Origin of the sequence: Embleya scabrispora, assembly GCF_002024165.1 — a bacterium.
In the GTDB taxonomy this organism is placed as follows: Bacteria; Actinomycetota; Actinomycetes; order Streptomycetales; family Streptomycetaceae; genus Embleya; species Embleya scabrispora_A.
Window position 1 is genome coordinate 919,598 of sequence record NZ_MWQN01000002.1, and the last position, 13,608, is coordinate 933,205.

Annotated in this window: 10 protein-coding genes; 2 read left to right on the forward strand and 8 right to left on the reverse strand. The window is 74.1% G+C overall.

All coding sequences use genetic code 11. The annotated features are described in order from the left end of the window. Positions 1-10 precede the first annotated feature (10 nt). The 8 genes from B4N89_RS48155 to B4N89_RS34485 all read right to left on the reverse strand — a co-directional run bounded on the left by B4N89_RS48155 (position 11) and on the right by B4N89_RS34485 (position 11,917). A complete protein-coding gene (locus B4N89_RS48155) occupies positions 11-781 on the reverse strand; it encodes an FkbM family methyltransferase (RefSeq protein ID WP_101897452.1) in 771 nt (256 codons plus the stop codon). Then, positions 778-987: a Trm112 family protein gene (locus B4N89_RS48160; protein WP_101897453.1), complete on the reverse strand. Its 210-nt coding sequence runs from the start codon at positions 985-987 to the stop codon at positions 778-780. Before B4N89_RS48160 ends, B4N89_RS48155 begins: the two co-directional genes overlap by 4 nt. 900 nt (positions 988-1,887) lie before the next feature. Continuing rightward, entirely contained in the window at positions 1,888-2,607 is a 720-nt protein-coding gene (locus B4N89_RS34460) for a class I SAM-dependent methyltransferase (RefSeq protein WP_078980389.1), read from the reverse strand. Beyond that, positions 2,604-4,001: a condensation protein gene (locus B4N89_RS34465; protein ID WP_078980390.1), complete on the reverse strand. Its 1,398-nt coding sequence runs from the start codon at positions 3,999-4,001 to the stop codon at positions 2,604-2,606. The genes B4N89_RS34460 and B4N89_RS34465 overlap by 4 nt, the downstream gene beginning before the upstream one ends. Then, positions 3,998-8,623 carry an alpha-(1->3)-arabinofuranosyltransferase domain-containing protein gene (locus tag B4N89_RS34470; protein WP_414646442.1) on the reverse strand — a complete coding sequence of 1,542 codons (4,626 nt, stop codon included), beginning with the start codon at positions 8,621-8,623 and terminating at the stop codon, positions 3,998-4,000. The genes B4N89_RS34465 and B4N89_RS34470 overlap by 4 nt, the downstream gene beginning before the upstream one ends. A gap of 87 nt (positions 8,624-8,710) precedes the next feature. Next, a complete protein-coding gene (locus B4N89_RS34475) occupies positions 8,711-9,436 on the reverse strand; it encodes a class I SAM-dependent methyltransferase (RefSeq protein ID WP_078980392.1) in 726 nt (241 codons plus the stop codon). Positions 9,437-9,440: 4 nt separating this feature from the next. After that, a complete protein-coding gene (locus tag B4N89_RS34480) occupies positions 9,441-10,613 on the reverse strand; it encodes a glycosyltransferase family 4 protein (RefSeq protein ID WP_078980393.1) in 1,173 nt (390 codons plus the stop codon). Positions 10,614-10,852: 239 nt separating this feature from the next. Then, entirely contained in the window at positions 10,853-11,917 is a 1,065-nt protein-coding gene (locus B4N89_RS34485; RefSeq protein WP_078980732.1) for a DUF3068 domain-containing protein, read from the reverse strand. Positions 11,918-12,141: 224 nt separating this feature from the next. Between B4N89_RS34485 and B4N89_RS50870 the strand changes: the two genes are divergently transcribed. After that, a complete protein-coding gene (locus tag B4N89_RS50870; protein WP_201261060.1) occupies positions 12,142-12,309 on the forward strand; it encodes a hypothetical protein in 168 nt (55 codons plus the stop codon). 94 nt (positions 12,310-12,403) lie between these two features. Next, positions 12,404-13,603, forward strand: coding sequence for a helix-turn-helix domain-containing protein (locus tag B4N89_RS34490; RefSeq protein WP_078980394.1), 1,200 nt, complete (start codon positions 12,404-12,406; stop codon positions 13,601-13,603). Positions 13,604-13,608: the final 5 nt, after the last annotated feature.

Consider the following 13,608-nt stretch of genomic DNA (forward strand, 5'->3'; position numbering starts at 1 on the left):
GAGGCGGGCGTCAGTCGTCTCCGGGCCTTCGTGGCTTCGGCAGGAACAGCACCGAGTTGACGTAGCGGCGACTGAACGGGGCCAACGACCTGCGCAACAAACCGCGTTCGGCCACATGCGCGGTCCGGGACTGATGCCCGGACAGGTCGAACCCGGCCAGCGGCAGCCACTGCCGCCCCGGCAATACCCAACCCGCGTAGCCGAGTTCGGCGAGCAGGTCGAGCACGGGCGCCGGCGACCCGATGCGCGTCTCCACCTCGATGAACAGCGCCGGGTGATCGCGGCGCAGTACCTTCTCCGCCCCGCGCAGTACCGCCGATTCGCTGCCGTCCACGTCGATCTTGACGAAGACCACCTCGGTCAGCCCCAGATCGTCGAGCCGCACGCAAGGCACCTCCAGCGCCCGGTCGTGGATCTCCCGGCGGACCAGCGAGGACACGCCCCGATCGCCCCGATCGCCCGGCGGCAGCCACAACGCCACGGTCTCCGCGGCCCGATCGCCCGCGGCGGCGGCCACCACCCGCACGTTGGCGGGGGCGCCCTCGGCGAGCAGCCGGGCCAGGTGCGGCACCGGTTCGACGGTCACCACCCGGTCCGCGCGCCGCGCCAGCCGCCGCGACCACGGGCCGTACCAGCCGCCCACGTCCACGGCCGTGCCGCCGGCCGGGACGAAGTCGGCGAGCCGGCGCAACTCCGGTTCGAAGCGCGGATACAGCACGTCGACGGCGGTGGTGACCAGCTTCGGCGGCACCCGGGGACCGAGCCGGGCGGCGAGCGTCACGGCGCGCTCCGGCGAGTGATCCGCGCGTGCTCGTCGTCGGAGACCGGGACGCCGGAGGACGGCAGCAACTGCGGGATGCCCTCCAGGATCGGATAGCGCCGGCGCAACCTCGGGTTGTACAGCGCGTCCTCGAGGATCAGCAGGGTCAACGGCCCCTTGTCCAACGGGCAGGCCAGGATCCGCAGCAGCGGACTGTCGGGTTCCATCGGGCGACTCCTCTTCCGGGACGGGCACTCGGTCGTGCCGGGGCAGCACGAGCAGGACGGCGCCGACGAGCACCGCGCCGGCCACGCGCAGGGCCAGTCGTAGCGGATCGTGCGGCGGCGCCTCGGCGAAGGCGACACTTCCGAGCACGGCGGTGAACAGCGCGGACACCGTGGTGCACACCGGCACGATCAACGACGCCCGACACCGTTGCAACGCGGTCTGGGACGACACGAGGCCGGCCACGCCGGTGCCGACGAGCAGGTACGGGTAGGGCGAGCGGAGCAGTTCCGACACCGGACCGCCGGGGTCGTGTGCACCCACCCGGCCCGAGACGCCCTTGATCGCCAGCGAACTCACCCCGTACAGCAGGCCCAACGCCACGCCGTACTCGACGCCGGTGGCGGGCGGGCGACCCGGATCCCGGCCTCGGCGCCCCGCCGCCGCGTACAGCCACGCCGACCCGACCAGGGCCGGCAGGCACACGGCCAGGAGCCGGCCGACCGGGGCGTGGTCGCCGACGGTGTCCGAGGAGCGGAGCGAGCCGACCACCATCGCCAGTGCGACGAGGACGGCGAGCACCCCCGCGCGCTCCCGGGCGGAGGGCCGTTCACCCAGCACCACCGAGGACAATCCGAGCAGCAGCACCAGGCCGGCGACCAGGATGCCCTGCGCGGCGGCGAGCGGCAGGGCCCGGTAGACGGCGAGTTGGGCGGCGAATCCGGCGCCGAGGGCGAGCGCGCCGACCAGCCACGACGGACTGCGCAGGAGCAGCCCGATCGTGTGCAGCGGACGGCCGACGGTGAGCGCGGGCAGCCCGGTCAACGCCCGCTTCTCCAGCACGAATCCGCCGCTGTAGAGCACGTTGGCGAGCAGCGCCGCGGCCACGCCCCACCACACGGCTACCGCCGCCGCGCGTGCACGAGCAGGATCGAGGCGAGCGAGGGGGCGGCGCAGGCGATCCGGTCCAGCGGGCGCAGCGGGCGGGGCACCCCGTGGAAGGGCGCGCCGCCGACCCGGACCACCTCGAAGCCGGCCGCGACCAGGAACTCCCGGAGCGCCCGGGCGGTGTACAGCCGCAGGTGGCCCACCACCTCGGTGCCCGGGCGGCCGTGGATGCCGCGCAAACTGACCTCGGAGAAGACCGGCTGGACACCCGCGAGCAGCAGCGCCCGGTTGTACCAGGCGGCCAGATTCGGGGTGGACACCATCAGGTGGCCGCGCGGTTTCAGCACCCGGCGCAACTCGTCGAGTGCGACGTCGGGGTCGACCAGGTGCTCCAACACCTCGGCGAACACCACCGCGTCCACCGCGCCGTCCAGCAACGGCAGCCCGCCGTCGGTGAGTTCGCCGCGCACCACGTGGCCCATGCGCGTCGCGGCCCGGCGCAGCGCGTCCTGGGACCAGTCGAGGCCGACCAGCGTATGGCGGGCCAACAAAGGCCCGGCGATCGCCGCCGCCGAGCCGTCGCCGCAGCCGATGTCCACGATCAGCGCCGGTTCGGGGCCGAGCGCGCGGGCCAGCATGGCGGCCTGCCGGCGGCCGCGTTCCGGGCCCGAGGCGACCGGGACGGCGGGGTTCTCGTAGAACGCGCGCAGGCCGGCGGGGCGGGTGGCGGTCATTTCGAACCACCGCCGGGCGACGGCGGGTTCGGTGCGGCGGCGACGGCGGCCAGGTATGCCTCCAGGAGGCCGTACAACTGCCGGGCGGCCGCGTCGTCGAGCAGCGCTCGGGACCAGCGCAGGCCGACGTGCAGGCGGTCGGCGGTGCCGGTCGTGGTCAGGGTCAGGCCCCTGGGCATCCGGGTGGGTGCGGACACCCACACCGCGCTCGCCCGGCCCGCGTCGCCGAAGTCCAGCGGGTAGGGGATGCGGCCGAGGTTGCTCAGCAGGGTGGTCGAGGTCCACGGCCCGACCGCACGGCCCAGGCCCCGCGTGCACGCGGCCCGGACGCCGACGGGAAGTACCGGCGCGGTCAGCAGGGCGGCGCCGCGACCGAGCGGGGGTCGGCGTGCGGCGCGGAGTTCGCGGGTGCGGCGGGCGGTGCGGCGCAGCAGGTCGGCGATGCGGTCGGGACTCGGGTACCACGTGTGCTTGCCGTCGTGTTCCGGGGCGTACTCGCGCGGGCCGAAGCAGACGTCGACCAGGCGGGTGCCGTTGCCGATCGGCATGTCGGGGCCGCGCGGGCGGTCGTCCACGGGCATGGTGATCCGGATCGGCCGGGGCTGTGCGTCGTGCAGCCGGTTCCAATGCGCGATGGTCAGGCACGTGGCGACCAGGAGGCGGTCGTTGACGGTGTGGTCGGCGCCGGACGGGCGCGCGTGCAGCGGGAGTTCGCCGAGCAGGACGCCGTTGCCGAGGCGCCGGTTCGGGTCGGCCGAGGGAGCGGGTGCGACCCGGGCGGAGCGGGACAGCGGGCTTCCGGGGTCGAGGCCGGGTCCGCCGGTCGGCGCGCCGGCGGCGGCCCGATCCGTGGTGGGCGGCGCGGCGGGCGGGTCGTCGCCGGCGCCGGTGTAGAGTTCCGCCGCCGTTGCCAGCACGCGCAGGAAGGCGGGGCCGTCCAGGGCGGTGTGGTGGATCGTGCACAGCAGGACGCACCCGGCGGCCGTCGGCGAGGAGCGGATCACCTCGATCCGGATGGGCGGTGCCAGGGCCAGCGGCGGCGCCTCGGCCAGCGCCACCGCCCGGGCCCGGGCCGGCGCGTCGGGCCCGGGCGGCGGGAAGCGGATCGGCTCCACGTCCGGGGCGTCGGCGAGTTCCCACGCGTAGCGGCGCGCGTACCAGGGCGCGGGTGCCTCACGGACGAGTGCGCGGGCGTGCGTGCGCAGCGCGGCGCGGAACGCGGCACGCAGCCGGGCCGGATCCGGCTGCCCGGGCAGCCGGATCTCCATGTGCACCGAGATCGCTTCGCCCGGCCGTACACACTGCCGGGACACCTCGTCGACGACCGGGAACGGGATCCGGGCCGGGGCCGGTCCGGCCGGGTGCTCGGGCCGAGCCGGGCGCACCGCGCTCATGGTTGGTCGGTCTCCTCGGCGGGGGACTGGTCGGGGTGGGTCGCCCCGGGGTCGGTCTTCTGGTGCCGGGGTTTCGTGTCATCGCCCTCCCCGGGTTCGGCCCGCCGCGAGTCCGCTGCCACGGTGGGCAGTTCCGCCGTATCGGCCTCCCGATCGGGAGGAGGTCCGCTGGTGTCTTCACCGGTGTCCCCGCCGGTGGGCGTCGGGCCGGTGCCCCGGCGCGAGGAATCGACGGCGGGCTCCCACCGGGTCCGGGTCCGGTCACCGCCGGTATTGCGCCCCGGCGGCGGCGCCCCGGCCTTGGTCGCGGAGCCGGCCCCGGCACGGCCCGACGGGGGCTCGGCCGGCTCCTGCTCCGGCGGCGCGAAGAGCGCGGAACTCCCGTGCCCGCTCCCGGAGTCGCGAGCGGCCTCGCCTCCTGGCCCGCCGGCCTCCCGAGCGCCCCCGCCCCTCCCGCCGTCCCGACCCGCTCCGCCCATCGTCACCAGCGCCGCGATCAGTGCGATCAGCGCCAGGATCTGCGCAGCCGGGCCGAACGCGCCTTCGCCCGCGCCGACGGGCTCCCCCGCTCCGGTCGCCGCCGCGATGCCCGCTCCGGACATCGCCACCAACGCGACCGGAATCAGCAGGTGTTGCCATCGATACGCCACCACCGCCAGCGCGGGCACCATCAGCGCCAACGGCCCCGCGACCAGCGCGATCACCGCCGTCAGCGCGACCACGCCCAGGATCGGGCCGGGCGCCGGCGGCTCGATCCTCGACTCGCCCTCTCCGGCCGGGAGTTCGCCGCGTCGCCGAACGAACGCCAGGGCGAGCAGGGCGGCCAGGGCCACCGCGCCACCGATCAGTCCGCCCCGGTAGATGCCGCCCGGCTCGTAGTCGACCCGCACGGTGCCTGCCGCGCCCGCCGGCACCAGCCAGCCCTGCTGCCAGCCGTCGATGCGGACCGGGCGCAGCTTCTTGCCGCCGAGTGTGGCCTTCCAGCCGGAGTTGCGGTTCTCGTACATCTGGAGATAGGTGGCCTCGCCCGCCCCCACGCGTATCGTCCGGTGGTCGCCGCTCCAGTCGACGGCGGTGGCGACGCGCGCCGACCGCCGATCGGTGGGCGGCAGTTGCCCGCCCGTCAGCGTCACGTCGGTGATCTCGACGGGACCCCGGTTGTCCGCCTCGACCGTATGCGTGCCCCGGGACAGGGACAGCGTGGCCCCCGGAGCGTCGCCGTCACACAACCGCACGCGCACACTCCGACGTTCCGTCAGGTCGCGCACCGTGCCCGACACGCTCGTCGGGTGCGGCACGTTGTCCACCGTCAGCGTCGGGCCCTCGCCGCAGGGCAGTTGGAAGGTCTGCCCCGGGTCGGCCGGCCGCTGCCGCAGATCGGCCACGGCCGGGATGTGGATCTCGCTCAGTCCCACGGGCAGTTGCAGCCGCTGGTCGGCGAGCGGGTTGTGCAGGGTCAGCGGCGCGACCTTGTCGATGGTGATGGTCAACCGGTCGGTGAAGATCGAGGGGAACCGGGCCGTGCCGTTCTCGTCCACCGAGGCGGTGGCCGAGCCGAACGGCGTGGAGATCCGGATGCGTTCGGGTCGCGCCGACAACCCGCCGGCCGCGCCGAGCACGACCTGGTCCACGGATCTGGGCTGCCCCCAGTTCAGGTGCAGCACGGGCCGATCGCCCGCGATCCACGCGGTGGTCAGGTCCCCGTCCACGAGATTGCGCGCGTCGAGTCGACTGCCGGTGTATCCGGTCGACTCGGCGGTCACGGTGATGCCCGGCGGCCGGCCCGGTACCGCGTTCTGCACGAGCCGGTCCAACTCGGCGCCGGTGACCCCGGCGGCGCGCACGTCGACGGTGAACGAGCCGTCGGCGGCGGTGTCGAACCGGCGGTGCAGCCCGTTCTCGGCGTTCACCGGGGACAACCCGCCGGGATCCTCGTCGCGGTGCAGCGAGTAGACCCGGGTCGAGGCGTCGGCGCCGGCCGCGTCGGTGGGCAGACGCAGTACCCGCGAGACCTGTACCCCGGGGACGGACACCTCGGCGAACCCGGCGCCGGACAGGCCCGAACGCGGCGACTGTGCCCCCAGGATGGTGATCCTCAACCAGGTCGCCCGGCCCGCCGGTGCCCGTACGTTCTGTACGGTGCCGTCCGGTTGCAGCGAACTCTCCCGCGAACCCCGCTCGGTCTCCACCCGGACCCGGGTCGGCGCGGCGCGCGTGGCGTCGCCCGCCAGTGGCGTCAGGCGCAGCGTGTCGGGCAGTTCGATCGGCCCGGTGAAGGCCAGCCGCAACCACTGGCCGACCGGCCCGTCCGCGCTGCCCTCGGTCCAGGCGGTGTTCGGATCGCCGTCGAAGGCGTTCACCGGGTCGAACCGGGGCAGGTGGAAGAGCCAGTTGCCGCTGCTGGACGCGGTCACCGCCTTCGCGCCGGCGAACACCGCCGTGGTCTGGTGCGCGATGCCGGTCGTCGGCAGGATCTGCTTCGGCTTGTCGCCGGCGGCCTGCGCGCTGTCGGACGGATTCCGCTCGGTCGCGGTATAGGTGTACGACGTGTTGTTGTTCACCAGACCGAACCGGGTGTCCGCGCGCCGCAGTCCGTCCGCGACCACCCGCACCCCCGGCCGGTCGATACCGGGGTGGTCGTCGCCGGCGAGCACGGCGGGTCGGTCGCGCATGCCGGGGTCGGCGGACAGTTGCAGCAGCGCCTCGGAACCGCCGCTGAGGATCGCGGTGTCCGCGACGGCGCGGGTGCCGACCCGGCCGGGTCGCGGGGTGTCGGGGGGCGGCGCGTAGATCTCCACCGCCTGCCGGCGGCTGAACAGGCCCTGGACCTGGATCGGGGTGTTCTCGGGGATGCGCCCGCCGGTGATCTCCGGACCGAACGCGGCGACCCGGTGGTATCCGGAGGCGACCAGGGTGCGTTCGACCACGCTCGGCGGGACGTAGCCGATCTGGTCCGGATCGAGGTCGTTGCGCACCACCACGTTGTAGAGCCCGGCACGAATCAGGAAGTCGCGCAGACCCGGCACTTCGCCGCCGGTGAGCAGCGCCTGCTCGATCGCGTCCGTCGCCCGGCGCAGTCCCGGCGTGCCGAACGGGACGAAGTCCCGCTGCGCCCACGGGGAGTCGGCGAGCGGATCGAGCGGGTCGTCGATGGGCGACCCCCACGTGTACAGCCCGTGCGCGGTGGCGGGCACCACCAGGGCTCGACTGTCGGCGGAGTTGTGCTTCAGCCAGTCGGCGGTCCGGTGCCAGTGGCGTGGCAACTCCTCGAAGGCGCCCGGCTGAAGGATCGTGCCGTTGAGGTACGGCCAGGCCAGGCCGGGCAGCACGAGCAGCGCGGCGATCAGCGGCGCGTAGGGACGACCGGAGCGCAGCCCGTGTCGGGCCGGTGGGGCGGTGCCCCGGGAGGCGGTGCTCGTCGTGCCGACCAGGTGGGCCAGGCCGAGCACCAGGGCCAGGGCCAGTCCGGGTTGGAACTTGTAGATGTTGCGGAACGGCCGGATCGGGCCGTCGAGCAGGTCGCGGATCGTGCCGTGGAACGGCGCACCGAACGAACCGGCATACCCGGCAAGCGCGATCGCCGCCACGACCAGCACGGTCAGCGTCAACCAGCGCCGCTCGGGCAGGTCGCGGCGGGCCAGCCCGGCCAGGCCGAGGGCGGCGGCGAACGCGGAGCACACGATGGTGACCACGGCCGCGACCACCGTCCGGCCGGCGGGCAACCAGGGCTCTCCGAAGTCGAGATAGGCGACCCAGTTGCCCGCGCCGCGCAGCAGTTCGGTCGCCGACATGGTCGTCGTGGTGGTGTCGGCCTGTTCCACGTACGGCAGGAAGTTCTCGCCGTAGACCCCCAGCAGGATCAGCGGGACCACCCACCAGGCGGTGGCGAGCAGCACCCCGAGAGTCCACCAGGCGATCAGCCGCCACTTGCGCGGCCCGGCCGGCCGGCTGAGCAGGTACAGCCCCACCGGGAGCAGTGCGGCCAGGGTGGAGGCCGCGTTGACCCCGCCCATGAACGGGATCAACACCGCGGATCGGGCCGCCGTACGCCGAGGGCTCGACCGGTCGGACAGCAGCGGCAGCAGGACCCAGGGCAGGACCGCGCCGGGCAGTACGCCGGCCGAGGTGGAGCCGATCACGATGGTGAACGTCGGCCACAACGCGTAGGTCGCCGCGCCGAGCAGTCGGCTGCGCGCGGTGCCGATCCGCAGCGCCTCGGCCAGCCGCAGCGCACCCCAGAAGGCGGCGGTGACGATCAGCGACAGCCACAACCGCTCGGCGAGCCACACCGGCAGCCGGACCAGGTCGGCGAGCGCGTAGTAGGGCAGGATCGGGAAGGCGTAGCCGATGTACTGGTCGGCGAGGCCGCCGAAGCCGGCCCGGTCGTGCCACAGGCTGCCCAGGTCGCCGATGAAGTCCCACGGGTCGCCGGCCACGCCGAGTTTGGTCTCGAACGTGGTCTTGCCGGGGGACTCGGCCACGAACGCGACCAGGACGACCATCCAGAACGCCGGAACCCACAACCGATGCCGCACCCGCTCGGCCGGTGGTTCGGCCGCCGGCGTCGCGGCGGGCGGTCGACCGGGCCGGGCCGGAGGAAGGGACAGGGTCGTCTCAGCCACGGGTGCCTCCTGCGGGGCGCGCGCGATACCCGGCGGCGGGGAAGCCGGCGGCGGGACCCACGCATGCGTCGGGCGATGGCCGCGCCGTCACGGGCACCGCCGAAGAATGAGGAGCAGGTTCCACGTGATCACCTCGCGCAGGCCGGGGATCCGGGTGACCGTGCCGGCGAGGAAGGGCCAGTAGCGGGAGCGGGCGCTGACCACCACCACATCGGGCCGGGCCCGCACGTACCGCAGGGTGGGACCGACATGTACCGCGAACAGGTTCTCGCCCAGGACGTGCTTGGCGGCGCGGCCGGTGCGGCGCGCGTAGCGGGAGCGGGCGCGCTCGGCGCCCGCGTAGTGCCAGGGCGCCCACTCGTGGCCGCCCCACGGGGAGTACCAGTTCGTGAAGGACACGTAGATCAACCCGCCCGGGCGGGTGACCCGCACCAACTCGCTCAGGAACGTGCGCGGATCCGCGACGTGTTCGAGCACGTTGGACGAGAAGCACACGTCGGCCACCGCGTCCGCGAGCGGCAGCAGATAGCCGTCGGCCAGCACCGCGCCCTCGGGCGGAGTGCCGCGTGCGGCCAACTCCCGGGGATCGGGCTCGAAGAGGTACGCGCACGCGCCGCGCCGACGAAACTCGCGGGTGAAGTGCCCGCTGCCGCCGCCGACATCGACCACCACCCGCCCGCGCAGCCGCACGTGCCGCTCGACCTGGTCGGCGGCGTCCCGGGCGAGCAGCCCGTAGCAGCCGTCCGGGTCGCTCTGTTCGTGCCGGAAGGCGCGGAACAGCGCGAGGGACCGGCGCAGCGACGGGTCCTTCACACGATCACCACCGGCTGCTCCGTCCGGTCCCCGGCGCGGCCGCCTCGGCGGTCACCGCCCGGAACTGCCGGACGGTGGTGCTCCATCGGTAGCGGGCGGCGCGCAGTCTCGCGGCGCGGGCCATCGCCTCGCGGCGCCTCGGGGCCAGCGACAGCGCGCACCACGCGGCGGCGAACGAGCTCTCGCCGCGCGCCAGTACGCCGGTGACGCCGTCCTCGATGGAGTCGCGGAGCCCGGGGATGTCGAAGCCGACGGCCGGCGTACCGCGCGCCGCGGCCTCGGTGACCACCAGACCCCAGCCCTCGACCTGCGACGGGTGCAGCAACAGCCAGGCCGCGCACAGCAGTCGGTGCTTCTCCGCCTCGGACACCCGGCCGGTGAAGCGCACCCCCGGCCCGGCGACGGCGCGCAGCCGATCCCGTTCGGGACCGTCGCCGACGATCACCAGTCGGCCGCCGGTCACCGGCCGGACCTGCTCCCACAGACGCAGCAGCAGGTCGACGCGTTTGTAGTCGACCAGCCGGCCCACGGCCACGAACAGCGGCTCCGGCGAGGTGGGCGCCGGCGGGGCGGGCTCCTCGACGCCGTTGTGCACCACCCGGATGTGCTCCGGCGGTACGCCGATCTCCCGCAGCGCCGCGGCGGTCGAGCCGGACACCGCGACGATCAGGTTGCCCCGGTGGGTGTCGGCCAGTCCCCAGCGCTCCAGGCGCCGGCCGATCCGGGCGGCGGGGCCCGGGAAGCGCATGCCCCACTGGTCGGTGTGCACGTGGTTGACCAGGCACACGGTGGGGCCGCGATGCCACAGCGGGGTCAGGTACGGCATGCCGTTGCACACCTCGACCAGCAGGTCGCAGCCGCCGATCCGGCGATCGAGGGTCCGCCGGGCGCGCAGGTAGTGGTCGGTGTCGCCGCCCGCCGACACCACCCGGTAGTCCCGCTCGGCGGCGGGCCCGCCGCACAGCAGGGTCACCCGGTGGCCGTACGCGGTGAGCCCGTCGGCCAGCCGGTCGACCAGCAGTTCGGAGCCGCCGGCGGCGGGATTGGCCAGGTCGCGGCGGGCCAGGAAGACGATGCGACGAGGGTGCGGGGAACGGTCGCACGAGCGGATGGGCGGGACGGGTCGGCGTGGCGATACGGGCGTCGGCGCACGCAACACGGGCACGTGCCGGGGCATGTGAGCTCCAACTCGGTCTCGGTCTCGTTCTCGGTCCTGGAGCGAGCGAGCGTTCGGTGCGCGGGTCGGGCCGGATCCGGGGCAGGGATGGGCTGAACGGTTGCCGCGACGGGGACGGCGGTGCCGGTACTGCGGGACGGGCGGGATGTGCGGGGTGAGTTCGTAGTTTTCGCCACCGCGTGACCGGTCGGCTACTCACCGAGGTGACAACTTTGGTCCCGGATGAGGCCGGCGAACCGTCAATGTGGTGTCGGTTCCGCGTGCCGTTCGGGCAGCGGGCGGGTGTCGCCCCCGGGGTCGCGGTCGTCGCCCGGGTCGTCGCCCGGGGCGCCGCCGGAGGCACGGCGCGGGCCTCGGACCAGGAATACCACCCCGAGTGCCGCCGGCACGGCCCCGAGGCCGGCCGCCGAGAGCGGTACGATCCGCCCGATGGCGATCAGCTTGCGGTCGTCCCGCTTCGCCGAGTCGACCTGGTGACGCCGGGTTTGCGGGGTGAAGGCGATCCGCTCGCTGTTCAGCAGGACCACCGAGGCGGTCGTCGCGCCGGGCGCGCGCAGGGTCTTGCGCGGGGCGATCTTCGCGTCGATCACCCGGCCCGTGCGCTGATCCACGACCAATTCGACGCCCGCGTTGGCGTACCACTCCTCGGCGAGCACCTGCGGCTGCGCGTCCAGGCCGACCAGTGCGCCCGGGACCTGGCGTACGCCGATCCGGGTGTCCGGCACCGTGCCGGTGAAGCGATAGCCGCGATGCCCCAGGACCTTGGTGGTGCCGCCGTAGTCCAGCGGGATCGCCGCCCCCAACGTCTCGTCCCACCAGCGGTATTGGCGCTTCTCCAGGTCGAACGGGAACTTCAGGAACGCCTCGCCCTCGATCCGCGGCGTCTCGCCGCAGCAGTGCACGGGCGCGTTGGTGCGGCGGTCGCTCACCCAGCGGGCCACCGTCCACTGGTAGGACCGGCGCGGGTCCCCCCAGGCCAGCGTCTCGGGGGTGTCGATGGTCGTCGACACGTCCCACACCGCGCGGCCGCTGCGTTTCGCCTCCGCCACGTCGCCGAGCACGCGGCGGGTCACGGTGATCGTCTTTCCGTCCACCGGCTTCAGCGTGGTGGTGTCGAAGTAGCTTCCGCTCCCGGCGAAGACCACGGTGTCGTCGATGTCGACGGGGGTGCGCTCGGCCCGCGGTTCGACGTACCAGGCCAGCATCGCGGCCAGCACGAGCAGGAACACTCCCGCGCCGAGCAGGAGCAGGGACGGGATCGAGGGGCGGGACGGGGTGGGGCGGGGCGAAGTGGGGCGGCGCATCCGGCACTCCTGACGGCGTTCGGCCTCGGGCACGTGCACGTCTGTCTCGGGTCGGGCGCGGCTCCGGCATGGGTTCCGACGCAGGTCGGGCTCGGGTCCGTCCCAGGCCGGGAACCGTAGGCGCACCCTTGACGGAGTGTCAATACACCTCGCACACTGTGCTGATACCGAGCCGGTGCATGGGAATGGGCGGGGTGCCCTCCGATCGAGAGGCTCGTCGAAGCATGCACAGACTGCTCGCCGCCGGGTCGACCGTGATCCTCGCCGCCGCACTCGCCGTGGGTGCCGGGCTCGGGATCGTCGCCGCGTTGAACGCCACTCCCGAGCAACCCAATGCGCCGCTCGTCTCGTTCCGTACCGACCCGACGCCGACGCCGACCGCGCAGCCCTGATGCCGAGCCCGCATGCCGGGAGACGGGTCCGGCTCGGCCGCGGCCGGCGGTCCCCGAAGACGGCGCCGGCCGGCCGGCGCGAGGGAGGGGCGAGGTGATCGTGCGCACTGCCTGGCGGGACGTACCCCGGCCGCAATTGCGGCGATTCGCCGATCTGGCCATGGCCGAGGTGCCCGAACTCGCGCAGGGAATCCTGCGCGACATCCGGATCGAATACCCCGGGGTGCCGCTGGTGCCGGACGAATCGGGGGAGCCGATGGCGCTGGTCGCCATCCGGCGCGCCCTCGTCGACTTCGTCGAGCACCTCGCCGCGACCGGGAATCGGCGGCACGAACGTTTGGAGATCTTCGAGCTGTTCGGCCGCGCCGAGGTGCTTCAGGGGCGCAGCCTCGACTCGTTGCAGGCGATGTACCGGCTCGGCGTGCGACTGGCCTGGCGGCGGCTGGCCGAGATCGGCCAGCGGGTGGAGATCCCACCGCCCGCGATGTACGAACTCGCCGAGGCGGGATTCGAGTTCCTCGACGGCCTGGTCGCGCAGTCCGTACACGGCTACGCCGAGGCCGCGGCCCGCCAGGTCGGCGAACGGCTGTGGGCGCAGAAGCGGTTGATCAAACTGCTGCTCACCGAATACGGCACCGAACCCGCGAGCGCGCTGGCCGAACACGCCGCCCGCATCGGCTGGCCGGTGCCCGAACAGGTCGCCGTGGGCGTGTTGTTGCGGCCCGCGCCCGACGCGGTGGCACCGGCGGTGGGGCGGGACGTGCTCCTGGACATGGAGTGCGAGCGCCCCCGGATGATCCTGCCCGACCCGGACACCGCCGGGCGCCCCGAACTGGTGCGGCGCGCGATGGCGGGCTGGTCGGGCGCGATCGGCCCGTCGGTGCCGATCGCCGACGCCGCGAAGTCGCTGCACTGGGCCTGTACGGCGCTGCGCCTGGTGGAGCGCGGACACCTGCCCGAGGGGCGGCTGATCCGATGTACGGAGCACACCGAGGCGCTGGTGCTGCTGCCGCCCGAGGAATTGATCGAGGACCTGGCCCGCCGCTGCCTGGCCCCCCTGGACACCTGCTCCCCGGCGCATGCCCGCCGGCTGGAGGAGACCCTGCTGGCGTGGCTGGAAACCCGGGGCGGCGCACCGGAGATCGCGGCCCGATTGGGCGTGCATGCCCAGACGGTCCGCTACCGGCTGCGCCAGATCCGGGATCTGCTCGGCGACGAGATGAACGAGCCGGACCGCCGCTTCGAACTGGAACTGGTGCTGCGCGCCCGGCGGTTGCGGGAGGAGGGGGACTGATCGGG

Coding starts and splice junctions, on each gene's coding strand:
- B4N89_RS48160 (WP_101897453.1), bottom strand. CDS start 987: ATGGAACCCGACAGTCCGCTGCTGCGGATCCTGGCCTGCCCGTTGGAC.
- B4N89_RS34460 (WP_078980389.1), bottom strand. CDS start 2,607: ATGACCGCCACCCGCCCCGCCGGCCTGCGCGCGTTCTACGAGAACCCC.
- B4N89_RS34465 (WP_078980390.1), bottom strand. CDS start 4,001: ATGAGCGCGGTGCGCCCGGCTCGGCCCGAGCACCCGGCCGGACCGGCC.
- B4N89_RS34480 (WP_078980393.1), bottom strand. CDS start 10,613: ATGCCCCGGCACGTGCCCGTGTTGCGTGCGCCGACGCCCGTATCGCCA.
- B4N89_RS34485 (WP_078980732.1), bottom strand. CDS start 11,917: ATGCGCCGCCCCACTTCGCCCCGCCCCACCCCGTCCCGCCCCTCGATC.
- B4N89_RS50870 (WP_201261060.1), top strand. CDS start 12,142: ATGCACAGACTGCTCGCCGCCGGGTCGACCGTGATCCTCGCCGCCGCA.